General features: G+C 66.6%; 14 protein-coding genes. All 14 read right to left on the reverse strand.

The annotated features are described in order from the left end of the window. A partial coding sequence (locus Q1M07_RS08540) for a PAS domain S-box protein (protein WP_300452993.1) occupies window positions 1–2,186 on the reverse strand: 2,186 nt, incomplete at its 3' end. Continuing rightward, the gene (locus tag Q1M07_RS08545; RefSeq protein ID WP_300452995.1) at window positions 2,161–3,285 is read right to left on the reverse strand and encodes an ABC transporter substrate-binding protein; all 1,125 of its coding nucleotides are present in this window, start codon (window positions 3,283–3,285) and stop codon (window positions 2,161–2,163) included. The genes Q1M07_RS08540 and Q1M07_RS08545, both read right to left, overlap by 26 nt. 168 nt (window positions 3,286–3,453) lie before the next feature. Next, window positions 3,454–6,546: a PAS domain S-box protein gene (locus Q1M07_RS08550; protein WP_300452997.1), complete on the reverse strand. Its 3,093-nt coding sequence runs from the start codon at window positions 6,544–6,546 to the stop codon at window positions 3,454–3,456. A gap of 3 nt (window positions 6,547–6,549) precedes the next feature. After that, the gene (locus Q1M07_RS08555) at window positions 6,550–7,305 is read right to left on the reverse strand and encodes an ABC transporter substrate-binding protein (RefSeq protein ID WP_300452999.1); all 756 of its coding nucleotides are present in this window, start codon (window positions 7,303–7,305) and stop codon (window positions 6,550–6,552) included. Window position 7,306: 1 nt separating this feature from the next. Continuing rightward, a complete protein-coding gene (locus Q1M07_RS08560) occupies window positions 7,307–13,666 on the reverse strand; it encodes an AAA family ATPase (protein ID WP_300453001.1) in 6,360 nt (2,119 codons plus the stop codon). A gap of 60 nt (window positions 13,667–13,726) precedes the next feature. Continuing rightward, entirely contained in the window at window positions 13,727–15,475 is a 1,749-nt protein-coding gene (locus Q1M07_RS08565) for a response regulator (RefSeq protein WP_300453003.1), read from the reverse strand. After that, the gene (locus Q1M07_RS08570; RefSeq protein WP_300453005.1) at window positions 15,472–16,020 is read right to left on the reverse strand and encodes a response regulator; all 549 of its coding nucleotides are present in this window, start codon (window positions 16,018–16,020) and stop codon (window positions 15,472–15,474) included. The genes Q1M07_RS08565 and Q1M07_RS08570 overlap by 4 nt, the downstream gene beginning before the upstream one ends. Then, complete coding sequence (locus Q1M07_RS08575) at window positions 16,021–18,849, reverse strand: ATP-binding protein (RefSeq protein ID WP_300453007.1); 2,829 nt, start codon at window positions 18,847–18,849, stop codon at window positions 16,021–16,023. Between the two features lie 139 nt (window positions 18,850–18,988). After that, window positions 18,989–19,822 (reverse strand): HDOD domain-containing protein, encoded by an 834-nt coding sequence (locus Q1M07_RS08580; protein ID WP_300453009.1) that lies wholly within the window; start codon window positions 19,820–19,822, stop codon window positions 18,989–18,991. 40 nt (window positions 19,823–19,862) lie between these two features. After that, window positions 19,863–20,945, reverse strand: coding sequence for a chemotaxis response regulator protein-glutamate methylesterase (locus tag Q1M07_RS08585; protein WP_300453011.1), 1,083 nt, complete (start codon window positions 20,943–20,945; stop codon window positions 19,863–19,865). 91 nt (window positions 20,946–21,036) lie between these two features. Next, window positions 21,037–21,852 (reverse strand): protein-glutamate O-methyltransferase CheR, encoded by an 816-nt coding sequence (locus Q1M07_RS08590; protein WP_300453013.1) that lies wholly within the window; start codon window positions 21,850–21,852, stop codon window positions 21,037–21,039. Between the two features lie 38 nt (window positions 21,853–21,890). Then, window positions 21,891–22,451, reverse strand: a complete 561-nt coding sequence (locus Q1M07_RS08595; protein WP_300453015.1) for a chemotaxis protein CheD — start codon at window positions 22,449–22,451, stop codon at window positions 21,891–21,893. 7 nt (window positions 22,452–22,458) lie between these two features. After that, window positions 22,459–23,364 (reverse strand): PAS domain-containing protein, encoded by a 906-nt coding sequence (locus Q1M07_RS08600; protein WP_300453017.1) that lies wholly within the window; start codon window positions 23,362–23,364, stop codon window positions 22,459–22,461. A 79-nt stretch (window positions 23,365–23,443) separates the two neighbouring features. After that, window positions 23,444–23,986: methyl-accepting chemotaxis protein (locus Q1M07_RS08605; protein ID WP_300453019.1), on the reverse strand; the 543-nt coding region annotated here is incomplete at its 5' end.

Consider the following 23,986-nt stretch of genomic DNA (forward strand, 5'->3'; position numbering starts at 1 on the left):
ATCAGGTCGGTGACGTCGCGCGTCAGCGCGTCGAGATCGAAGGGGGCGATCTCCAACTGGACGCGTCCGGCTTCGACTTTGGCCATGTCCAGGATGTCGTTGATCAGCGCCAGCAGGTGTTCGCCACTGCGGTTGATGATGGCCAGGTTGTCGCGCTGCGGGCCGCTGGCGTCGCGCAGCAGCAGGGCGGCGAAGCCGAGGATCGCGTTGAGCGGCGTGCGCAACTCGTGGCTCATGTTGGCCAGGAAGATGCTCTTCGCCTGGTTGGCCGTTTCGGCCGCCTCCTTGGCTTGCGCCAGTTCCGCCGTGCGCTGTTCGACCAGTTCTTCGAGATGGTCGCGGTAGGCCAGCAGTTCCGCCTCCGCGCGCTTGCGTTCGCTGATGTCCTCGACGATCCCTTCGAAAAAGCGCGCACTGCCCGTCTCGTCGCACAAGGTAGCAAGGTAGAGATTGGCGATGAACTCCGATCCGTCGCGGCGCCGGTAGCGGTTGGTGTGCTGCGTCACGCCGTTCGTCTGCCGTTGCTGCGCGAAGATGAGCCGATGTTCCTGTGGGGCGACGAAAAGACTCGCCGCGAAATCGCGGACCTCCTGCGCCATGGCGTCGGGAGAGTCGTAGCCGAAAAGGCCCGCCATGGCCGAATTGACTTCGATGAAACGGCCTTCCGGGGTCGAACGAAAGATGCCCACCGGGGCGTTCCAGACGATGGAACGGTACTTCTGCTCGCTTTCCCGAAGTTCCTGCTCAGCGCGTACCCGTGGGCTGATGTCGACGGCCAGGCCGAGGAGTTCGGGCGTACCGTCGGCGCTGGCGGTGCGCGTGAAGTAGTTGTCGAAGTAGATGCCGCGCACGCACGAGGAAACATACTGCACCGTGCCGTCGATGGCGCACCGGATCTGATCGCACGCTTCCGGGTAATCGCGCAAGACCTCGAACACCGACTGGCCGACCACCTCGCCGGGCTGCAGGCCCAGGCCAGTCAGACCCTTGCCCTCGCTCATCGTGAACACGCCTTGGGCGTCGATCTGGTAGATCACGACCGGGGCATTGGTGATGACCGACCGATAGCGCGCCTCGCTGGTGGCGAGAATCTGTTCGCGCTGCCGGATCGCCTGCGACATGCGATCGAGATCCTTGGCCAGACTGTCGAGTTCCCTGATATCGGTCATCGGCCAGGGATGATCGTAATCACCGTTGGCGATGGCGTGCGCCTGCACGGTGTAGCGACCGATCCGGCCAGCGAAAGCGCGTGCCAGCAGCGCCGTGGCGATGGCCGCCAGCAGCAAGGCGACCAGCACACCGGAGGCCAGCACCCACAGGATGGACAGCACGGGTTTCAAGGCCTCGACGCGTGGTTGAGCGACGAGCACCATCCAGCCGATCTCCGGTACGCCGACCAGCGTGCCGATCGACAGCTTGCCTTCCAGATCCACGTCGTGGGTAGCGAAGCGCCCCTGCAGTGCATCGCCGACGATCGGCAGGTTGGCCAGATTGATCTGCTGGCCGCCGCCCGTGCGCTGTGAATGGGCGACGATCTGACCGCGGCGATCGAGAATCATCGTCGTCGTCTCCGATTCGGTCGGCAGGTGGCTGACGAACTCGGAGAGCCCGTCGATCGCGACTTCGCCGATCATCACCTGTTCGCCCACCGGGATGGCCAGGCTCACCACCAGTCGGGCGCTGACGGCGGACAGGAAGACCTCCGACCACACCGGCGCCTGTCGTTCTCGCGCTTCCCGCAAGACACCCCATCCCGAGAGATCGATTTGCAAGAGGTCGTCACGTTGCCCACGTTGCTCCCGCGGCAGGCCAACGGCGAAAACCGAATCATCCGCGTTGGCGACATAGATGGCCACAAACACCTCGCCCGTTCCGCAATGCGCATCGAGCGGTTCATTCCAGAACGAGGCCGTCTGTCGGCCGCGATGGCGTAAGTAATCGGCCAATCCCCCCAGCTCGCGTCCGGCACCACGCAAGTGCGCCTCGACCTGACCGGCGATGGCGCGTGCCAGCGCCTGATGACGCGTTTCGATCTCGCCAAGCACCCGCGGCAGCAGCATCCACCCGATCAGCGCGGCGACCAGAAGCAGCGGCAGCAGCGCGGCCAGCGTGAAGCGCAACGCCAGCCACAGCCGCAGCGGGCGGCCGGCCGGCGAGAGTCTAGCGGATGACGACGAACTGGCCATCGCGCACGACCGTCATGTGGATCTCCCGTATGACGTCGCCGAATTCGTCGAACAATATCGGCTCCTGGACTCCCTGAAAACGGCGCATGCTTTGCAGAGTCGCTTTCAACTTCCCGGGCTCAGGTTGTTGCGCCAAGGCTTCCATCACGATATTGGCGGCGTCGAAAGCCATGGTACCGCTGAAACCGGGTTCACGACGAAAGCGTTCGCGATAAGCCTGACGAAACGCCTGATAAGCGGGTGCCGTGCTCTCGCGATCGAAATTCTGCGCCACCATCACCCCTTCCACCGCTTTGCCCCCGAGTTCCAGCAATCGCTCGGTTCCCGCCCAGCCCGAGACGATGATCGGCAGGCGACTCCCCGCCTTGCGGATCTGCTGGCACAAGAGCGCGGTATCCATCGAGTTGGCGACGATCAGCACGCCGTCCGCCGGCGTCGCCAACAGCTTGCGCGCCACTTGCACGAAGGCCGTTTCGCTGCTCGACTCGAAACCGATCGCGCTGCGCACTTCACTGCCGCCCTTCTCGTAGGTCGTGCGGAAAGCCTCCAGCCAGCGTTCCGTATACGACCGGTTGCTCAGGTCGTAGGCGGCCACCAGTGGTCCCAGCGGGCGCTCCTTGAGATGGTACTCGGCGATCCGGGTGGCGGCCTCGGCGGTGGACATGTTTACCCGATAGAGGTAGTCGTCCTTGCCTGTCAGTTCGTCGGTCGTCGCGCTCGAGCTGACCATCACGACTCGGGCATCGTCGACGATGGGCAGGATGGCTTTCGCGACCGTGCTGGTGATCGGGCCGACGATGGCCACCACGCCTTGGTCGATCAGCTCGCGCGTCACGCCCTGCGCCGTTGCCGTGTTCTGCTGATCGTCCCGGATCAGCAGCTTGACCTCGTGTCCGGCAATGCCTCCGGCCCGGTTGCGCAGCTCGACGGCCAGTTGCACGGCATCGCGGGCGGCGACACCGAGATCGGCACCGCGCCCGGAAATGCCGCCGACAAAGCCGATCGGAATCGGTTCCGGCGGCGAGCAGGCGGGCAGAAAGAGGCTTCCCAGCAGGCTTCCAAGAAGGATGCCGGCGCTGGTGCGAAGCGCGGCGCACATCCCAACTGCCTTCAGTGCGGGTCTCATCGTCAATTTTTGCTCCTTGGTAGATCAACGAATTCCGTCGCGATGGCGGCTCCGCTGCGGCACCGTCGCGCTCTCGCCGCGTTCCGACGACAGCCACGCCAGCCGTGCGGCCGCAGCGCTGCGCCAGCCGGCTGCCGCGGCTCACGCCGCACAGCCGTCTCCCTGCCGGTCGCCGGACGGCGACATCGCCGCATCAACCAGGGCGGTGATGCCACCATAGTCGAAGTCGTCGGCGCGACGCGCGAGATCCGCCGCCAGCGTGGGGTCGACGGTGGCGATGCGTTCGATCAGGGTCGCCACGAGCCCCATTTCAGCGAGCACGGCCGCTTGCCCCAGATCGGCCAGCCACTCCTCCGGCAGCGCCCGCAGGGCTTCGCGCAAGGCGTCCGCGTCCATTGGGCGCGGGCGGCTCGGGGCGTCGGTCGCTTCCTCGAGGACGTAGCGCACGCCCAGATGACGTTCGATCGCGGCCAGCAATTCGGTCTCGCGAAAAGGTTTGGCGAGGAAATCGTCGCAGCCGGTGGCCAAGATGTCCGCCCGTTCTTCCGCGTAACTGCTGGCGGTCAGCGCCAGAACCTTGGTTTCCTGGCCGCGCGCCGTCGCCTTGATGCGTCGCGTCACCTCGCCGCCGTCGAGGTCGGGCATACGCATGTCCATCCAGATCAGGTGGGGCTGCCAGCTCTCCCACAAGCGCAGCGCTTCCTGTCCGTCGCCGGCTTCCTTGACCGCGAAGCCGAGCGGCGCCAGTACGCGGACCAGTAACCGCCGGTTGTCGTCGTCGTCATCCACCACCAGCACACGATAGACCGGCTGACCCTCCTGCAGCCCGCGCACCACCCATTTTTTGGGGGCAAGCAAAGGCGTCGGACGGGTCACCGCGGCCAGCGGGATATCGAAAGTGAAGGCGCTGCCCTTGCCGACGGTGCTGCGCGCCTCGATGCGGCCACCCAGCAGGTCGACGAAGTGGCGGCAGAGCGCCAGCCCCAGCCCGCTTCCCTCCGCCGCCTGGCGGCCAGTCGCGCTCTGTGCGAAGGCCTGGAACAGGTCCGGCAGTTCATCGGCCGCGATTCCTGGACCGCTGTCCGCCACGGCGAAGCGCAGGCGCGCTTCGCCGGTCGGGGCTCCTGAAGCCCGGCCATCGTCGGTCGCCGGTGGCGACGCCAGGTCCACATGGAGCGACACGCTGCCGCGTTCGGTGAACTTGCAGGCATTGCCGATCAGGTTGATCAGCACCTGTCGCAATTTCACTTCGTCCGTGCGGATCTGGCGTGGCGTTTCCGGGGCGCGCGTGAAACGCAGCGCCAGACCCTTGTCGCTGGCCTTCAGGGCGAACATCTGCTGCAGCCACGCCAGGAGGTCGTCGAGGTCGCACTCCACGAGGTTCACCACGCTGCTGCCGGTCTCGATGCGGGAGAGCTCGAGGACATTGTTGATCAGCGTCAGCAGGTGCTCCCCGCTGCGCCGCACGGTCAGCAGATGCTCGCGCTGTGTCGCGGAAAGCGGCTCGCGTCCGGCCTCCGCCTCGCGCAGCAACAGGCTCGAGAACCCGAGCACGGCGTTGAGCGGCGTACGCAGCTCGTGACTGATGTTCGCGACGAAGGCGCTCTTCGCCCGGCTGGCCGTCTCGGCCAGATCCTTGGCGCGCTCCAGATCGCGCGTGCGTTGCCGGACCAGTTCCTCCAGATGATCACGGTAGACCCGTAGTTCGCTTTCCGTCCGCTCGCGGGCCGTGACGTCGCGCACCAGGGACATGACTCCGATCACCTGGCCGTCGTCGTCGGTCAGGGCCGTGTTGAACCACTCGCAACTGATCACCCGGCCGTCGCTCGTCAAGTTCCGGTTGTTCGAGTGGGTGCCGCCGCTGTGTTGCAGCAGCTTGGCCCATACCGTATCGATGACGGGAAAGACTTCGGGCGGCAGAATGAGATCCTTGGCCGTGCGGCCCATGGCTTGTGCCCGCGTGTAGCCGAAGATGTGTTCCGCGGCGGGGTTCCACTCGGCAACCCGGAAATCGGTGTCCCACTCGATGATGCCGACGATCGACTGTCGCAGATGCAGCGAAAGCTTGCGCTCCGTGCGTTGAAGGGCGATTTCGGCCTGCTTGCGGGCGCTGATGTCGACCACCACCGAGTCGATCCAGGTCGGCCGATCGTCCGCTCCATAAGCCGGCCGACCGTGGTCGCCGACCCAGCGCAGGCCGCCATCGGCATGGCAGATGCGGTACTCGAGCACATAGGGACGGCGTTCGGCGACCGCCCGCTGGATTTCCTGCTCGACCCGCCGCCGGTCGTCGGGAAAAATGAGCGCTGCCCAGGTGAGCGCCGCGGTGCCGGTGAAGCGGGCGTCGCAGTGGCCACTGAGCCGGCTCACGCCTTCCGAGACGAAGTGCAGATGAAACGGCGGCCGAACGTCGCCGCGGTAAATGACGCCGGGAACATTGGACACCAGGACGCGGAAGCGCTGCTCGCTCTGCGCCAGTTGTTCGGCGGTTCTGCGCAGATCTTCGTAAGCCGCGGCAAGCGTGCTGCGCATCGCGTTGACGGCGTCCACCACGGTATCCAGCACATCAGGGCGCCAGCGGCCGCGGACCGGACGTTCGAGGTGCAAAGCCGGGCCGGCGAGGCCGCTGGCCTGCATGTCGTCGGCAAAGCGGGCGAGCCGGGCGAGGTGGCGTGTCACCAATTTGCGGAACAGCCACGATACGAAACCGGCGACCAGCATCGTCTTGACCGCGTTTTCGAGGAGCACGAGCAGCAGCTTGTCGGCAATTCTGGCCAACACATCGTCGGCGCTCGCCACCAGTCGCAGGCGGCCGATCGGCACCGGCTTCTCGCGGTACAGACGAAGCAGCTCGACCTCGGTTTCGATCGTCCGCCGCGAGTGCGTGGCACCGGCCGTCCAGCGTGGCTGGTCGTCCACCGTGATGGCCAGATACTCCATGTCGCGCAGGCGCAGAAGGCCGTCGAGCTGCGCTTGGATCTGCCCGTCGTTGGCCGTCCACACACTGTCGATCAGGACGTTGAGATAGCTCCCGCGGATGAAGCTGAAACTTTCCTCGATCCGGTCGATATCGTTCCGGTAGTCGGCGTAAAGCTGGATCGCGGTGATGACCGCCGTCACCACGGAGCTGAAGATTATCATGGCGACCGTCAGGCGGCGTCCCAGGCGGTCGACGCGTTGGCTGGGTGGTGTGCGGGCGCCGCTTGCCGGCGAGACTTCGCGCGCTGCGCTCATCGCTCAGCGGTCGGTCTTCCGGCTCGCGGCCGGCAGCAGCGTCTCGCGAAGAATGCGCTGGTAGGTGCCGTCGGCTTTCATCTGACGCAAGGCGGCGACCAGTGGCGGGACCAGCGCGGCATGCCGCTGATTGAGGTAGATGAACATCTCGGCGCGCGCCAGCGGCGGTTCGAGCACCTGAACCGCGACCGACGCCGCACGGGCGGCCTGCAGCCCCTGCCAACGTTCCAGCAGGACGGTTTCGCTCCGGTTCTGCTTGAGAATCTCGAACAGGCTGGCGATGGAAGGCGCCCGTATCGTTTCGCGGCTGCGTGTGACATGGCGCTCGAAGATCTTCCAGCCGCTGACGAAAGCCACGGTACGATCCTGCAGGCTGGCCCAGTCGTCCGTACGGAAAGGGCTGGCCGAGGCCGGGATGAAGGCGACGAACTCGAAATCCATCGTCTTTTCGGGGACGCGGACGAGGTGGGGATACTGCGCTTCGAAACCCGAGGCGCGGGAGAGATCGAGGTCGTCGACGCCGGAGTCCACATTGATCAGGGCCCGCTCGGCGGGAACCGCGCTGATCTCCAGGCGGATGCCGATACGACGAAAAGCTTCGCGCACGACCCGTTCGAGGAAACCCGATCCGTCGGCGGTTCCGGCGAGCGGCGGCGCCAGCGCGTGCACCGCGGTGAGTTGGCTGGCGGTTTCAGCGTGGCCGGTGTTGAGGAGCAGCAGCGCCGCCAGAGCGGCGAAATATCGCCAGCCGCGGCTCATCTCAGTTTTCCTCATGGCTCGTCGCGGTGCCCTGGTCGTCCGGCTCCGCCGGCGCGGCCGCCAGGGCCTGCGCGACCAGACTGGCGACGCTGCCGTAGTCGAAGTCGTCCGTCAGGCGCCGCAAGGCGTCTGCCAGCGCCGGGTGGGCGGCGCGCATGGCATCCAGCGAGTGGGTGATGGCCAGCATGTCGCCGCGGATCGCCGCTTCCTCGAACTGGCGCAGGGTGTCGTCGGGAATCGCCCGCAGGGCGGCCACCATCTGCTCGGTCGTCAGCGCTGGTGCGTCGACCGTCGTGGCGTTCTCGGCGCGCCGGTAGCGAACTCCCAGGTGACGTTCGATCATGGCCAGCAAATCCGACTCGTGGAAAGGTTTGCGCAGGAAATCGTCGCAACCGGCGGCGATGATCTCAGCCCGCTCCTCCTCGAAACTGCTTGCCGTCAAGGCGATGATCTTGGTTTCCTGGCCGTTCGGCAGGGCCTTGATACGCCGTGTCGCCTCGCGGCCGTCCATCCCCGGCATGCGCACGTCCATCCAGATCAGTTGTGGCTGCCACTCCTGCCAGACGGCAATCGCCTGCTGGCCATTGTCGGCTTCCCGGATCTCGAAGCCCAGCGGCGCCAGCAAGTCGGTGAGCAAACGGCGGTTGTCGGCGTCGTTGTCCACCACCAGGATGCGGTGGCGCGTTGCATCGGGCAGCAGGCCGAGCACCGGCAGATTGTCGGCCGCCGCCGGGGCGGGCGGCGCGGCGAGTCGCACGGGAATCTCGAAGCGGAAAACGCTGCCTTCGCCGACGGTGCTTTGCGCGCTGATCCGGTCTCCGAGCAGTTCGACGAACTGGCGGCTGATCGCCAGTCCCAGGCCGGTACCTTCGGTCGCGCGGCGGCCGGCGGCGAACTGGGCGAAGGGAACGTAGAGCCGCTCGAGGTCGGCCGCGGCGATGCCGACGCCGGTGTCGGAGACCGCGCAGCACAGGCGGCGCGCGGTGCCCTTGGCGCCGGGCCGCGCGTCCGGCGGCGCGACATCGACGTCCACGCGGATAGCGCCGCGCTCGGTGAACTTGAAGGCGTTGCCGATCAGGTTGATCAGCACCTGGCGCAGCTTGACCTCGTCGCTGACGACGTAGCGCGGTGTGGCCGGCGAAGACACGACCTCGAAGCGGAGTCCCTGGCGCGTGGCCTTCAGAGCGAACATTCCCTGCAGGCCGGCGAGCAGGTCGTGGAGGTCGAAGTTCACCAGGGTGGTCACGCTGCGGCCGGCTTCGATACGCGACAGCTCGAGGACGTTGTTGATCAGCATGAGCAGGTGTTCGCCGCTGCGGCGAATGGTCGCCAGATGCTCCATCTGTCCTGCCGAGAGCTGTTCGCGGCCGGCCTGCGCATCGCGCAGCAGAAGTTCGGAGAAGCCCAGGACGGCGTTGAGCGGGGTGCGCAGTTCGTGACTCATGTTGGCCAGGAAGACGCTCTTCGCGCGGTTGGCGTTCTCGGCCGCCTCCTTGGCCTGCTGCAACTGTTCCTGGGCACGCTTCTGCTCGCTCACATCGTGCATCGACACGACGGCGCCGATCCGTTCGCCGCCGGCGTCGATCATCGGCTGCGCCGACGCCAGCACGACGTGCGCCTCGCCGTTCCGGGGAGCGATGACCATCTCGACATTGCGCAGTCGTTCGCCGAGAAAAGCGCGGTAGAGCGGGATGTCCGTCGTCGCCATGCGCGTCCGGCCGTCGGCGAGATAGAGGTCGTAATACTCGGCCCAGCGATCCGGCGGCAGGTCGGCCCGTTCGACGCCGTGCATCTCGCGCGTTGCCCGGTTGAACAGCGTCAGCCTGCCGTTTTCGTCGCAGGCGACGATGCCGTCGGCGATGTTGTCGAGGACGGCCTGAATGAAGGCCGTCTGGCGGCGCAGCTCGGTGGCGCGGGCTTCGGCGACCACGATGGCGTTCTGCGCCTCCCGGTTGGCGCGCACCAGTTGTTCGGTCCGGCTGGCGACACGTTGTTCCAGCTCGTCGTACAGCCGCGCGTTGTCGAGGGCGATGGCCGCCTGGGCGCAGAGGACTTCGAGCAAGGGCACGCGGTCCGCCGAAAAAGCGCCGCTCACCCGGTTGTTTTCGAGGTAGAGGACGCCGTTTACCCGGCCGAGGTTGATGAAGGGCAGGCACAGCAGCGACTTCGTTTGTCCCTGGCGGATCGCCGTATCGTCACAGAATGCGCCTTCGTGCGCGGCGTCGTCGAGAATGACCGGGTCATGGGTGCGCGCGACGTAGCGCACGACGTCGCTCGATACCCGGCTGCCCGCCACCCGCTCCGCCGACTGGCCGATCGCGACGTGGCTCGCACCGGCCTCCATCGCCGCGTCGACGACCCAGTCGCCGTTTCGCTCGACGATCAGACATCCTTGTTGCGCGCCGCTGTTTTCGATGATCAGCGTCATCATCCGGCGCAGCAGTTCGGGCAGTCCCATCGCGCGATAGAGAGCCTGGGAAGCCTTGAGCACCGTCTGCAGGTCGAGCGTGGCCAGCGTCGGACTCTTGTCCGGTCGCTCGTTCCGGCGTTCGGCCAGGAAGGGATGCTGTGCGGCGAGCTGCGCGCTTTTTGCCGAGGCCTGCCAGCGGCCGTAGGCGGCGTACGCCTGGCCGATGTAGAAGTCGCCGATGCGGTTCAGCCTTCGCCGATAGTAGAACTCGGCGGCCAGTTCGCAGGCCAGCGCTTCCTCGCGCAGGTAGCGGCCGGCGGCCGCGCCGGCGATTGCCGCTTCATAGAATGCCGCGGCGGCGTCGTGGCGTCCGTCGGCGGCGGCCGACTCGGCCGACACCAGATCGAACAGGTGCCGATAGTTCATCGGCGCCTGCTGCGCCGCCGCCGCCAGTCGCGGCGTGAAGTCGTCGATCAGGCGATCGATCGCGGGGTCGGCGGGAGAAGGACCGACGCGCCTCGCGGCGTGCAGCGCGAGCAGCTCGTAGGCGAAAAAAAACGGCAGGACGAAGCAGCCCGGAGCGCCGTCGGCGTAGGCGGCGCCGCTCCTGGCGAGTTCTACGGCGGGCCGCGACTGGCGAAAGACGACGGCCAGCAGGACTTTCTCAAAGTAGAAGATCAGCAGGCACAGGCGGTCGTTGTAGCCGACCAGCGTGGCGAGCTCGCAACTTTCGTCGAACGCCGAACCTTGCAGAACGACCGGATCCGACGTTTCGCCGAGCAGATTGTGCACCGCCTGCTGCACCGGACGGTGGTGGTTCAGTGCGACGACCTGGCCGATGCGCGCGATCATCCGTGCGTAGGCGTCCATTTTCGGGCGCAGATCCTGCAGCGGCTGGCCGAGCAGGAAGCGGTGCATCGCTTCGAACTCCGCGCAATAGGTGGCGTATTCCAGGTCACCGGTTTCCAGGCCGCAGTGGTAGCCCAGTTCGAGCGGCCCGAGCGTGCCGGAAGCGTGTTCCTGCCAGTGCCGGATGGTCGCCTCGATGATCTGGTAGGCGCGCGGAATGACGTCCGCCGCGCCGTGCCGGTCGATGATCCGGCGGCTCAACTGCGCGTACTCCCAGGCCGCCGCATAGTCGCTGAAGAAGCCGACCAGAATCATCCCGTAGCAACTGTAGCCGAAGGCCGACAGGCCGGTAGTACCGTGCTCGATGCTGGTGATCGCCATTTCGGCCGTGACCAGCGGCAGCAGGCCGGGGCTGAACTTGTAGATCGCCGGTAGGAGGCGCGAGAGGAGCCGCAGTTTCAGCAGCGCATTCTGATCGCTCATCTCCGGCGCGTCGATCAGCGAAGCGATGCTGCGCTGGCCGAGATGTTCGCCTACCCGTGCCCGCCAGTTCTGCCAATGCTGCTCGTCGGCCAGCGCCGGAAAGTCGACGCCGAGCAGACGCAGCGCCTCGAGGCCGGTGTCCACCGCTTCCTGCAGACGCGTTTGTGCCAGGCGGCCACTGACCAGGATTTCGTAGACCCGGATGCGATCGGCGACGCTGCTCGCCGCGGCCGTCGCCTGGGCGCAGAACTCCTCCATTTCGGCGAAGCGCCCGACCAGGAAAGCCGCCTCGGCGGCACCGAGAAAGAGCGCGTGTCGGGTCGGACGGTCGTCTTGCCCCGGCTCCTCGGGCAGCAGCGCGATGCCTTGCCGGTAGTACATGAGCGAGGCTTCGTAGGCGGCCGTTCGCCTGGCCTTTTCGCCGGCGGTCTGCGACAGGCCGGCAAAACGGCGACGTTCGTCGCCACCGACGATCAGTGCAAGGCAGTGTGCGACGTGGTTGGCGGCGTCGAACACCCGGTCCTCCGCGGTTTCGCCGCCGGCGCTCAGGGCGCGCGCGATCTGCAGGTGATATTGCTGTCGGCGAGGCGCCGGGTTCAGCGAATAAAACGCCTGCTGGATGCGGTCGTGAGTGAAGCTGTAGACGTCGGCTCGCTCGCTCAGCCAGCCGTCCCGCACCGCCTGGCGCAGGCTCTGGCGCAGATCGGCCGATTCCTGCCCGAGCAGATGGCCGAGCGTCGGCAGATCGACGTGGCTGCCGAGGCAGGCGGCGAAGGCGAGAAACTGCGACAGTTCGGCCGGCAGGTGGCAGCGAATCTTCTCGACCAGCAGGTCGACGACGTTGTCGGTGATTACCAGGGTGTCGATCCGCTCCGCATTCAGTCGCCAGGTGCCGCGCGACGCGTCGAAGTCCCAGTAGTCGCCTTTTTCGAGCAGCCCCAGAATCTGGTGTACGAAGAAGGCATTGCCGGCCGTTTTCGCATGCACGACGGCGGCCAGCGAGCGGCTGTCGGCGCTCGTCTCGCCCAGCGCGTCGCTGATCAGCGCTTCGACGTCGTCCCGCTCGAGGTTGCGCACCGACAGACGGCGCACGAGTTGCGGCGTGCTGTCTAGTTCGGCGATCGCCGTCGCCAGCGCGCCGGCCGGGTCGACTTCGTTGCTGCGGTAGGCGCCGATGAACAGTGCGTGAGTCAGCGTCGGGTCGCTCAGCAGACTCTTCAGCAGGTCGAGCGACGCCGCGTCGATCCAGTGCAGATCGTCGAGGAAAATGACCAGCGGGTGAGCGGGGTGCGCCAGCGTACCGATGAAGCGCCGCAACACGTAAGTGAAGCGATTGACCGCCTCCTGGCCACTCAGATCGGGTAGCGGCGGCGGCGTGCCGATGACCAGTTCGAGATGGGGAAGCAGGTTGGTCATCACCCGCCCGTTCGACGACAGGGCCGCGCGCAGCGCCTGCCGCCACGGCGCGAGTTGTTCTTCCGGGTAGCGCAGCAACATCCCGACGAAGCCGTCGAGCGCCTGTATCCAGGCAGAGAAGGGAATGTCGCGCCGGTATTGCTCGAACTTTCCTTCGAGGAAGAAAGCTCCCCGTTCGGTGATCGCCCAGTACGTCTCGCGCACCAGCGACGACTTGCCGACGCCGGACAGACCGCCAACCAGGAGCAGCGTCCTGGCCCCTTCGGCGACCTGTTCGAAGGTCGTCAGCAAGGCGGCGATGTCGTCCTGGCGGCCATAGAGTCGTTCGGGAATCCGGATCTTGATCGACGAGTCGCCAAGACCCAGCGGGAAGTCGTCGATTGCCTGCTTGTCCAGCCATTGCGTCGCGCAGCGCTGGAGATCGTGACGCAGCCCGGCGGCCGACTGGTAGCGCTCCTCGGGCGTCTTGCGCATCAGTCGGCCGATGAGGCGTGCGATCGTCGGCGGCAGCGCCGCGTTCAGTGCGGTCGGGTCAAGCGCTTCGAGGGCCAGATGGGCATGGACGATTTCCAGCGGATCGTCGGAGACGAAGGGCAACTGCCCGGTGGCCAGCCGGTAAAGCATCACACCCAGCGAATAGAGATCGGTCCGCCGGTCGATGCCGCGGTTCATCCGCCCGGTCTGTTCGGGTGAGACGTAGGGCAGCGACGCCGCGCGTCGATGCGCGGCGGCGAAGACCCGTGCGGCCTGCGAAACGAAAGCCGCGGTCGACAGGTCGAGCAGCGTGAGCTGCTGGCCGTCCGGCTGGTAGAGGAAGTTGTGCGGATTGATGTCGCCATGCACGATGCCGGCCGCGTGCACGCCGTCCAGAGCTTCTGCCGCCTGCAAGGCGATGCGCAGCCAGCGGTCGACGGGCGCCGGGTGGTCGGTGAGGGCCTTGGTCAGCAGGTCGCCGCCCGGGTCGTCGAGAATCAGGCATGGCTCGGCCGCGTCTTCGTCGATGCCGAGCAGGCCGACGATGTGCTCGCCGGTCAGCTTGGCCAGAATCTCCGCTTCGTTGCGCAGCGATTCGGCGGCTTCGTGTCCGGCCTGTCCGACGGTCTTCAGCAATACCGGTCGGCCGTCGGCGAGCCGGCGGGCGCGCCAGAGCACGCGCGTCTCGCGATGGTCGAGGAGTTCGATCTTCTCGTAGGCGCCGGCCATCGTACTACTCCTTGGGCGGTCTTCCGGCATCGCTGTCGCCAGGCCAGTACGTCGCCGCGATCACGCCGCCGGTTCGGCGTTCGGCCGCTCGGGGGCGCTGAGCGGCAGGGTGAGCCTGAAGCTCGCCCCCGGACCCCGGCGATCGACCAGGCGGATCGTTCCGCCCAGAGTCCCGGTGACCAGAGTGTGCGTGACGTAGAGTCCCAATCCGCTGCCACCGCTGCCCAGCCGGGTCGTGAAGAAGGGTTCGAAGATGCGATGACGGATCGCTTCCGGGACGCCGGCTCCATTGTCCGAGTACTCGATCTCGATCTGCGTCGCGTCGAGCGGCGCGGCGCGGATGCCGATCAGTCCGCTGGCCATGCCGACGAAGCCATGCGTCAGCGAGTTGCCGACCAGGTTGGCGATCACTTGTTCCAGGGGGCCGGGGTAGCTGTCGAGCATCAGCTCGTCCGGAATCTCCAGCTCGACCCGGTGCGCGGCACGCTCGAATTGAGGCTGCAGGGCGAAGACGATCTGTTCGATCGTGCGGCGCAGGTCGAAGCGGCGGCGGCGCAGACTGCTCTGGTCGACCGCGATCTCCTTGAACTGCGCAATCAGGTTCGCGGCGCGCGCGGTGTTGCGTTCCAGCAGGTCAACGGCCTCCCGGCAACGGCTGAGAAAGGCGTCGAGTTGCGACTGGCGCAGCGTGCCGGCGCTGACCGCCGCGGCAAACTGGCGCAGATGCTCGTCGAGCGCGCCGGCCATGGTGCGGGCGTTGCCCAGCGGCGTGTTGAGTTCGTGTGCCATGCCGGCCACCAGATGGCCCAGGGCGGCGAGTTTTTCCGACTGCAGCAGTTGTTCCCTGGCTTTGTCCAGCTCGGCGGTGCGTGCCGCCACGCGTTCCTCGAGCCCCGTGCGGTAACGCTCGAGCTGTTCTTCGGCTTGCTTGCGGGCGGCGATGTCGGCCTGTGTGCCAACCATGCGCAGCGCCTCGCCGGCCGCGGTGCGCTCTATCACTTTGCCGCGGTTGTGAACCCATTGCCAGTCGCCGTTGCGGGCGCGCATGCGCAACTCGAGGTTCAGTTCGGGCGACTGGCCGTCCAGATGCGCGCGGATCGCCGCTTCCGCCGGCGCGGCGTCGTCGGGATGCAGCAGATCACGCCAAGCGGCGTGGGACGCTTCGAGGTCGCCCGGGGCATAGCCCAGCATCGTGTACCAGTGGTCGCTGAAGAACATTTCCCCGCTCCGCAGGTTCCAGTCCCAGACCCCGTCACTGGTCGCTTCGATCACCCGCCGCAAACGCTCTTCGCTGACTTGCAGGGCGTGATGGGTTTGCGCGAGGTCAGCGGTGCGCGCCTCGACGCGCCGTTCGAGTTCCTGTTGCAGGCGCCGCAGTTCCAGGTGCGTCTTGACTCGCGCCAGCACTTCCGCGGGCTCGAAGGGCTTGGTGATGAAGTCCACCCCGCCGACGGAAAAACTCTGCACCTTGTCGGCGGATTCGTTTAGGGCGCTGATGAAGATCACCGGTATGGCGCAGGTGTGCGGATCGGCTTTCAGCTGCCGGCAGAACGCGTAGCCGTCGAGCTCCGGCATCCGCACGTCGAGCAGGATGAGGTCCGGCGTCTTGGCGTGGACCGAGCGCAGCGCGAGAGCGCCGCTCGATGCCGGGCGGATGCGGTAGCCTTGTTCGGACAACAGGCTGGCGAGCAGCTTGAGGTTGGCTGGCGTGTCGTCGACGACGACGATTTCGGCCGCCGTCTCGCCGAGTTGGGCAGTCGTCGAGTCGGGTGCGCGCAGGTGAGTTGGCAGGGGGGTCATGGCAGTCATCGGTTCATCTCTTCGTTCGGAAGTTGCTGTTCGCGACAGTTCGTTTTGGCAGTCGGCCCGGCGTGAACACCTCCGGGCTCTCCGCGCAAGGCTTCTTCGATCGGCCCGTAGTCGAAATCGTCGGCATGCTGGCGCAGGAGGTGGGCCAGAGCCTCGTCCGTCTCCGCGATCTCGCCGATCAGCCGGTCGATGCGCTGGGTATCGAGAGCCACCAGGGCTTCGGCCAGTTGCTGCCGCAGGGCGTCCGGCAGCGTGGCCAGGGTGGCGGCGGAGATCGCCGCAACGGCTCCGCGATCGGGGTTCGCCGGTTCCTGTTCCTGGTATACGTAGCGCACGCCCAGGTGGCGCGCCAGACAGTCGAAAACGCTGCGCAACGGGTACGGTTTGTGAACGATGTCGTCGACTCCGGCGGCCAGAATCTCCGCTTGCTGTTCCGGCAGCACCGAGGCCGTAATGGCGACGATCTTGGCCGCGCGGCCGCCTGGCGCCGCGCGAATGCGCGCCGTCGCTTGCGGGCCGTCGAGCACGGGCATGCGCCAGTCCATTCAGATGAAATCCGGATGCCAGGTTTCGAACACCTCGACGCCGCGCGCGCCGTCTTCGGCGATGCGCACCTGGAAGCCGACCGACTCCAGCAACTGCCGGAGCAGCAAGGCGTTCTCGGGCTGGTCGTCGACCACCAGGAGGCGATGCTCGGGCTGGCCCGGCTGCAGGCCGACGATTTCCTTCTCCTGGCTGGCGTTGGGCGCCGGTTCGAGGTCGGCGACGATTTCGACCGGCAGCTCGACCTGGAAGCACGCGCCGCGTCTGGGCTGGCTGCTGACACCGATCCGGCCACCCAGCAGGGTCACGAATTGCCGGTTGATCGTCAGTCCCAGACCGGTCCCCTTCTGCGCGTCGTCGCCCACGATCTGCACGAAAGGATCGAATATGCGCTCCCTGTCGTCGGCTGCGATGCCGATTCCGCTGTCTTCGACCTCGATCGACAGGCTGGGCCAGTTCCGGCCGGTGAGCATGAACAGGCGTAGCGCGATCTCGCCGCGCGTGGTGAACTTGATCGCGTTGTCGAGCAGGTTCATCAGGATCTGGCGCAGCTTGGTTTCGTCGCTGCGGATATGGCGCGGTACTTCGGCGGACGGCTCGAAGAGCAGTCGCAAGCCCTTGGCCGTGGCGCGCAACTGCATGGCGCCGACGATCTCGCCGACCAGCGCGAGCAGGTCGAAAGGCTCTCGCCGGACCTGGACGCCACCCGTCTCGATCTTGACCATTTCCAGGATGTCGTTGATCAGGGTCAGCAGGTGTGCGCCGCTGCGATGGATGATGTTCAGATTTTCGCGTTGCGACGCGTCGAGCCGGCGGTCCCGGCGCAAGAGGTCGGAAAAGCCCATCACCACATTCAGCGGCGTGCGCAGTTCGTGGCTCATGTTGGACAGAAAAGCGCTCTTGGCGCGGTTGGCGGATTCCGCGAGGTCGCGCGCGAGCACCAGATCGCGCGTCCGCTTGGCGACCCGTTCTTCGAGGTTGAGACGGTACGATTCCAGTTCCGCCTCGCTTCGTTTGCGTTCCACTACCAGGCCGATCGTCTCGGCGGCGAATTCCATCAACTGTTGGTCGTGGGCGCCGGGGGCGCCGGGAGTTCGACGGTAGAGGGCGAAGATGCCGAGGAAGTCGCCGTTCGCCGCTCGCAAGGGCTCGCTCCAGCAGGAGCGCAGACCGGCGTGCCGGGCCGCTTCGGCGAGCGCTTGCCAGTCGGGGTGGGTGGTCACGTCCTCGACGACGGTGCGCGTCGTGCGGAAGGGCGCGCGCTCGTCTGGGCCGAGCTGCGGCGCAAAAGCGACGCCGTGCACGGCGCGATTGTACGCATCGGGCAGGTTCGGCGCGGCGGCGTGCCGCAGATGTCCGCCGTCCGGCTCCAGCAGGAGGATGGCGCACAAGGCGCCCGGGCTGTGGCGCTCGATCAGGCCGACGACATAGGCCAGCGTGGCATTCAGCGATTTGCCGGAGGCCAGCGTTTCGAGGATCAGCCGGCGGGTCTGCTCCAGTCTGGCCAGCCATTCGCGTTCGGTGATGTCGATCGAGATGCCGATCAGAAACCTCGGACGGCCCTCGCTGTCGGCAACTCCGATCTTGCGGGTATGAAGGATCTTCGGTCCGAACCGGGTTTCGATCGGTTCCTGCGGGATGTCGAGCACGCTCAGTTCGGACAGCACCCGCCTGTCCCGGGAAGTGAAGAAGTCCGCTTCATCCGGCGGAAAGAAGTCATAGTCGCTGTGCCCGATGAAATCCTGCCGTGCATAACCGAGCAGATCCTCGCCGGCCTTGTTGAGTCTGACGAAGCGCAGATCCGTCGCGTCCTTGACGAACAGCATCGCCGGGATGTTCTCGACGACGGTTTCGAGGAAATGCTGGCTGTCGTACAGCGAGCGCCGGTCGCGCTCGACGCGCAGCAACAGGATGGCGATGCCGCCGGCGAACAGCAGGACGATGACGGTCGAGGTCAGCGTGCGTTCCTGGGTCTCACGCATCGCCCGTTCGACCGGTTCGAGAATCGGCGCGTCGGCCAAGCCGACGACGACGACCAGAGGCACCTCGTTCAGGCGCTGCCAGGAATAGACGCGGCGCATGCCGTCGACCTGCGAACTGAGGCGAACGGTCCCGCTGGTCGGAGCGTCGGCGCCGACGAAGGGGCGGCTCGGCGGAAGAGACGTTCCCAGCGCCTGGTCGAGGCGGGTGCTGCGCGAAACGAAGCTGCCGTCGAGGCGCAGGATGGCGACCACATCGTTTTCCGAAGACGTGGCGAGCTGAAGGGAGTCGGCGATGTACTTCGGGTTCAGCGAGAAGACGACCACGCCGGCGAACTGTCCCTTCCGGCGCAGCGGGCGGGTGAACTGGATCGACCAGGCATTGGTCGCCCGGCCGAGCAGCGGATGGCTGATGAACAGCCGGTCTTCGTCGCTGTGGCGGTGAACAGCGAAGTGTTCGCGGTCGTTGAGGTCGATCGGTTCCCGCAGCTCGATGGTCGAGTAGATGAGGTAGCCATGGCGATCGATGAAGCCAATCTGATGCACCGCGTTGGCCGGAAAGGAGCCGAGCACCTCCTTGGCGACCGTCTGAAAACTGCCCTCGTCGCCCTCGTTCAGGGAATCGCGCAAGCGGATCACCGTCGAGTCGATGTACTGCATCAGGATCGACATCTGCCGGGTCACCGCCCTGGTCAATTGTGCCGATTGCTGCTCGATGTGCTCTTCCGTTCCGGCGAGCAGGCGCTCCTGCGATTGCCACGTGTAGCGCCAGACATAGCCGCAGGCGACGACGGCCAGAACGACGACGAGCGCCGCGGCCAGATGGAGCCGGCTCAGGGCTTTCTGTCTCATGGGTTGGCCCGTCGTTTCGCGGCCCGCCGGCGAGCGTCGGCGCCCGTCGTCGACCGGGTCGCCGGGCCGCGGTCGACGAGCGTCCGGAGGTCGGGCCCTCCGGCGGTGAGGACGGCCGCCTGGCGGCTGGGCACGAGTTTCATGTGCGCAGCGCCGCGCTCAGCGTCGCCACTTCGTCCGCCGACTCCTGCAGGATTTCGGCCAGCGTTTGCTCGCCGAGCAGCAGGTCGATCGAGGCGGCCATCCCTTCTCTCGGGCAGCCGTCGAGGTCGCGCAGCGGGCTCTCGACCGGCGACAGCTCGTCGGCCAGCAGCAGGGTGTCGCCCAGGGTTGTCGGCGGCATCGCCAGAAAACCCTGCCAGCAGACGTCGATCGCGTCGACGATCTCCCGCGGGACCGAAAGCGCTTCGAGAACGGCACGGCCGACTTCGGCCTCGCCGGTTTCGTTCCAGGCCGAGAAGTCCTCGTCGAGCAGTCCCGGGTACTCGCCGGAGCGCGAAACGAGATAGAAGGCGCCAACTTCGTGCACGATGGCGGCGAACATCGCCGTCTCCGGGTTGAGGCGCGTCACGCGGCGCGCGATGACCTGCGCCAGGGCGGCGACGTGCGCCGTGTGCTGCCAGAGCCGATCGGCCAGCTCGCGATCCTTCGGCGTTGCCGCGGTGGCCAGTTGGCGCGTCACGACCGAGGCGGCGATGGCGCGCAGATAACCCAGCCCGAGACGGACGGCCGCCGTACGCACGTCGGTGATCGGCCGGCCGGAGGGGTTGAAGGCCGCCGAGTTGGCGAGCGCGACGACCTTGGCCGAGAGCAGCGGCTCGGCCTGGATCAGGCGCGTCGCCTGATCCAGATGGCAATCGGGGTCGTCGAGCGCGCTCTTGAGCTTCAGCGCGACCTGCGCGCCGGTCGGAAAGATGACCTCGCCGCGGTCAATTTCGGCGGCGATCTTCTTCAGGATGTCGTAACGTTCCATGACGGTTCTTTCTGGTTCCGGGGGCTGGGCGGCGGGGCCGTCAGCGGTCGGCGGCGACCAGCGCCCCCGGGATCTGGCCGAGCGACAGCACGCGTTCGGCGGCGCCGAGCTTGATCGCTTCCTTCGGCATGCCGAAGACGACGCAGGAGGCTTCGTCCTGCGCGATCGTCGCGGCGCCGGCATCGCGCATCTCCTTCAGGCCGCGCGCACCGTCGTCGCCCATGCCGGTCATGATGACGCCGAGCCCGTTCTTGCCCGCGAAGCGGGCGACCGAGCGAAAGAGTACGTCGACCGAGGGCTTGTGGCGATTGACCAGCGGTCCGTCGACGATCTCGACGTGGTACTGCGCGCCGTTGCGCTTGAGCATCATGTGCTTGCCGCCGGGAGCGATCAGGGCGCGGCCGGGCATCACGCGGTCGTTCGTTTTCGCCTCGCGGACCTCGATCTCGGAGAGCGAGTTCAGCCGTTCGGCGAACATCGCCGTGAAGCGCTCCGGCATGTGCTGCACGACGACGATTCCCGGCACCGTGATCGGCAGGCGAGTCAGTACGGCTTCGAGCGCCTGCGTGCCGCCGGTCGAGGTGCCGATGGCGATCACCTTGTCGGTCGTCTTGACCATCGCCGCCGTTCCGGCGGGCAGGATCACGTCGGCCGAATGGCGCGGCCGGTCGATCGCCAGAGCCATGGGCGCCGCCGCCGGGCGCAGCAGGAGGCGGACGTTGGCCCGCGCCGCGGCGCGCACGGCGGCGACGATGTCGTTCGACGAGTCCTCGAGAAAGCCCTTGAGCCCCGACTTCGGCTTGGTGATGATCGACACCGCGCCCGCCGCGAGGGCCTGCATCAGCGTTTCGCTGCCCGCTTCGGCGAGCGACGAACAGACGACCACCGGCGTCGGCCGCTCGGCCATCAGCTTGCGCAGGAAGGAGATGCCGTCCATGCGCGGCATTTCGATATCGAGGATGACCACGTCCGGCCAGTGGTGGCGCATCTTCTCCATGGCGAACAGGGGGTCGGAAGCGGTCGCCATGACCTCGATGTCGGCCGCCCGCGCCACCGCCTGGGCGACGACCTGGCGCACGACCGCCGAATCGTCGACGATCAGCAACTGGATTTTCCTGCTCATGGCCGGGACCTCGGGCAGCCGGGCGTGCCGCGCTTGGCCGGCATCCGGGGGGAGAGTTCAGTTTGCGGGAACAATTTGCTTGACTCCGGTATTACGAGGGGTTGCGATAGATCGTCGGCTTGACCACCTGCAGGCGGTCGGTGATGCCGGTCAGCGATTCCGAATGGCCGACGATGAAGTAGCCGCCCCGCTTCAGGTGAGGCAGCATGTTTTCGACCACCTTGCGCTTCGTCGGGGCGTCGAAGTAGATCATCACGTTGCGCAGGAAAATGACGTCGAAGTCGCCGACACCGGTGATCGGCAAGGTCAGGTTCACCTGCGCGAAGCTGACTTTCTGCCGCAGCCCGGCGTCGATCAGCAGCTTTCCTTCCTGTGCCCGGACGCCTTTCAGGCAGTACTTGCGCAGGCAGGCCGGGGGAATGCCGGAGATTCTCTCCTGCGAGTAGACGCCGGCCTGCGCCTTGGCCAGCACGGTCAGGCTGATGTCCGAGCCGAAGACCTGCCACGGCCGGTCGGTACACTCCTCGGCCAGCACCATGGCCATCGAGTACGCTTCCTCGCCGCTCGAACTCGCGCCGCTCCAGATGCGGAAAGTGCCTGGCGCGCGCCGTTCCTGGCGCAGCACCTGGCGCAGGAAATCGAAGTGCTGCGGTTCGCGGAAGAAATACGTTTCGTTGGTGGTCAGCAGGTCCACCATCTTCTGCAGTTCGTCGGGCTGTTCGCCGGACATCAGCAGGCGATGATATTGCGTGTAGGTCGCCAGGCAGTGGTGATTGAGGCGGCGGCCGAGCCGGCCGACGAGCAGGGTGCGCTTGGCGTCCGACAGACTGATGCCGGCCAGTTTGTAGATCAGGCGCTGAAAGAGCGCGAACTCCTGGTCGGTGATTGGCAGGGGAACTTCGTTCATCGCGGCGGGTTCTTGTCCGGGGGGTGGTCGATCGGCGGTCAGAAGAGCTCGATGTCGGCTTTTTTGGGCGCCAGCACGAGCGTGCTTTCGTAGGACTTCTCGGCTTCGGCGATGCTCTGCGTCGTTTGGCCGCGTTTGCAGAAGGCTTCGCCGCTCTGCGGGTTGAGGATCACCTTGCGCGACCACGGACCCATGAGATCGGAGGCGAGCAGCGGAATTCCCTCGCGCGTCAGCCATTCGTGGGCGAATTCGGCGTTGCGCTGACCGATGCTGACGCCGGTCAGCGACGAGAGCACGTTGCCGCCGCCGAAGGCTTTCGCCTGCAGGCGTTTCTTCTGGGCGCCGCGGGCCAGCATGCCGTTCATCAAGGCTTCCATGCAGAAGTTGCCGCAGAGCAGGATGTCGAGATCCTTGTTGGCCGTTTTCTCGTACTTGGGCAGCATGAAGTGGTTGAGACCGCCGACGCGCAGCGTCGGATCCCACAGGCAGACAGCGACGCAGGAACCGAGCAGGGTGGCGATCGGCCGTTCGCTATCCACCGCCCAGCCGCCGGGGTTGACGTTGCGTGCCAGACGTTCGAGGTCGCGCGGATTGCTCACGATAGGGTCACCGGAAGAGATTGGGCGTCGCCGGGCAGAAACCCGGCGAGCGCCGAAGGGTCGTGATGTCGTCGCACAGTACGGCCAGTTGGCCGGCTTTCGGACAATAGCTGGTGACCCGGTAATGGCGGCCGAGGGCCTGGTTGAAGTCGTCGAACTGCGAACAGTCGCCGTGCCGAACGGTGGTGTCGAAGTGTTCGAGCCAGCGCGCTTCGAGTTCCGGCAGCGCCTGGTGAAGCGAGCGGCCGATCAACTCGGCCCGGTGCTGCCCGGTGATCGCCTCGAAAGCCGGATTGACTTCGACGACGCGGTAGTCGAAGGCCCGGTCGCCGTCCGCCGGCAGCACGTCGAGCAGTGCGAAGCCGCAGGGCATCGTGTCGAGCAGCGCGCGATAACGCTGCACGCCGGCACGCACGGCCGACTCGGCGCGCTTGCGGGTGATGATCGCGAGCGCCCGCTCGCCGAGCCGCGACAGCAGGTCGCCATCGCCGCAGTTCTCCGCCGCCGGTGGTTCGAAACCCTGAATGGTGAGTACCAGGCACGGCGTTTCTTCGCTCGTCGCCTGATCGTCGTCGCCCTTGAAGGGCGTCAGCGTCCAGTGGCAATCATCGAGCGCCGGTGTCCGGCGGCTGGCGTACAGTCGTTCCGGCGAGTGCGCGAGGGCGATGCCCGAGTCGCGGACGGCGCGGAAGATCGCTTGGAGCTCCGGTTGTCGGACAATTTCGACCAACGGATGCCCGCGGAAGAAGTCGGCCGCCTTGCCGTGCGCCGCGGCGTAGAGCCGGTTCACGTGCCGGACGGTGAAATCCGCATTGAGCACGGCCATCGCCAGGCCGGCACCTTCGATCACCTCGGCCCAGCGCGAAAGGACTGTGGGATTGGCGAGGCGCGGAGTGTGAACGTTCGCAGTCATGTCGGGGGTTCGCTAGTTCATCCTGTCGGGCGTTGTCGCCGTATTGCGGGCGCAGTCTCGTGGCCGGTTTTCGCGCATCTTAAGCTCCTTTGGGCGAAGATTTGGCAGCCGTGTTTGCTTGGCGCCGGGCGGCCGCGGCTCGGGGCGCCGGCTTTCTGGCCGGCGCGTGGCTACCGGCGAGCTGGAAGAAGGCCATCAGTTCCTGCAACTGCTGCGCCTGGCCGCCCATTTCCTCGGCCGTGGCGGCGAGTTCCTCGGAAGCCGAGGCGTTTTGCTGCGTCGCCTGGTTCAACTGGCCCATCGCGCCGTTGATCTGGCCGACGCCGGAGGATTGCTCCTGCGAGGCGGAAGCGATCTCCTGCACCAGATCGGCGGTCTTCTTGATCGACGGCACCATTTCGTTGAGCAGCGTGCCGGCGCGTTCGGCGAGGCGGACCGAGTCCTTGGCGGTGTTGCCGATTTCCTGCGCCGCGACCTGACTGCGCTCGGCGAGCTTGCGCACTTCGGCGGCGACGACGGCGAAGCCCTTGCCGTGCTCGCCGGCGCGCGCCGCTTCGATCGCCGCGTTCAGCGCCAGCAGGTTGGTCTGGTAGGCGATGTCGTCGATGATGCCGATCTTGTC

Source organism: Accumulibacter sp. (assembly GCF_029255285.1).
Taxonomy (GTDB): domain Bacteria; phylum Pseudomonadota; class Gammaproteobacteria; order Burkholderiales; family Rhodocyclaceae; genus Accumulibacter.

Excerpts from the sequence above, each read along its gene's own strand:
- Q1M07_RS08560 (WP_300453001.1), bottom strand. The coding sequence starts at position 13,666 with ATGGCCGGCGCCTACGAGAAGATCGAACTCCTCGACCATCGCGAGACG.
- Q1M07_RS08555 (WP_300452999.1), bottom strand. The coding sequence starts at position 7,305 with ATGAGCCGCGGCTGGCGATATTTCGCCGCTCTGGCGGCGCTGCTGCTC.
- Q1M07_RS08565 (WP_300453003.1), bottom strand. The coding sequence starts at position 15,475 with ATGACTGCCATGACCCCCCTGCCAACTCACCTGCGCGCACCCGACTCG.
- Q1M07_RS08590 (WP_300453013.1), bottom strand. The coding sequence starts at position 21,852 with ATGAACGAAGTTCCCCTGCCAATCACCGACCAGGAGTTCGCGCTCTTT.
- Q1M07_RS08600 (WP_300453017.1), bottom strand. The coding sequence starts at position 23,364 with ATGACTGCGAACGTTCACACTCCGCGCCTCGCCAATCCCACAGTCCTT.
- Q1M07_RS08570 (WP_300453005.1), bottom strand. The coding sequence starts at position 16,020 with ATGGACTGGCGCATGCCCGTGCTCGACGGCCCGCAAGCGACGGCGCGC.
- Q1M07_RS08585 (WP_300453011.1), bottom strand. The coding sequence starts at position 20,945 with ATGAGCAGGAAAATCCAGTTGCTGATCGTCGACGATTCGGCGGTCGTG.
- Q1M07_RS08575 (WP_300453007.1), bottom strand. The coding sequence starts at position 18,849 with ATGAGACAGAAAGCCCTGAGCCGGCTCCATCTGGCCGCGGCGCTCGTC.
- Q1M07_RS08550 (WP_300452997.1), bottom strand. The coding sequence starts at position 6,546 with ATGAGCGCAGCGCGCGAAGTCTCGCCGGCAAGCGGCGCCCGCACACCA.
- Q1M07_RS08580 (WP_300453009.1), bottom strand. The coding sequence starts at position 19,822 with ATGGAACGTTACGACATCCTGAAGAAGATCGCCGCCGAAATTGACCGC.
- Q1M07_RS08545 (WP_300452995.1), bottom strand. The coding sequence starts at position 3,285 with ATGTGCGCCGCGCTTCGCACCAGCGCCGGCATCCTTCTTGGAAGCCTG.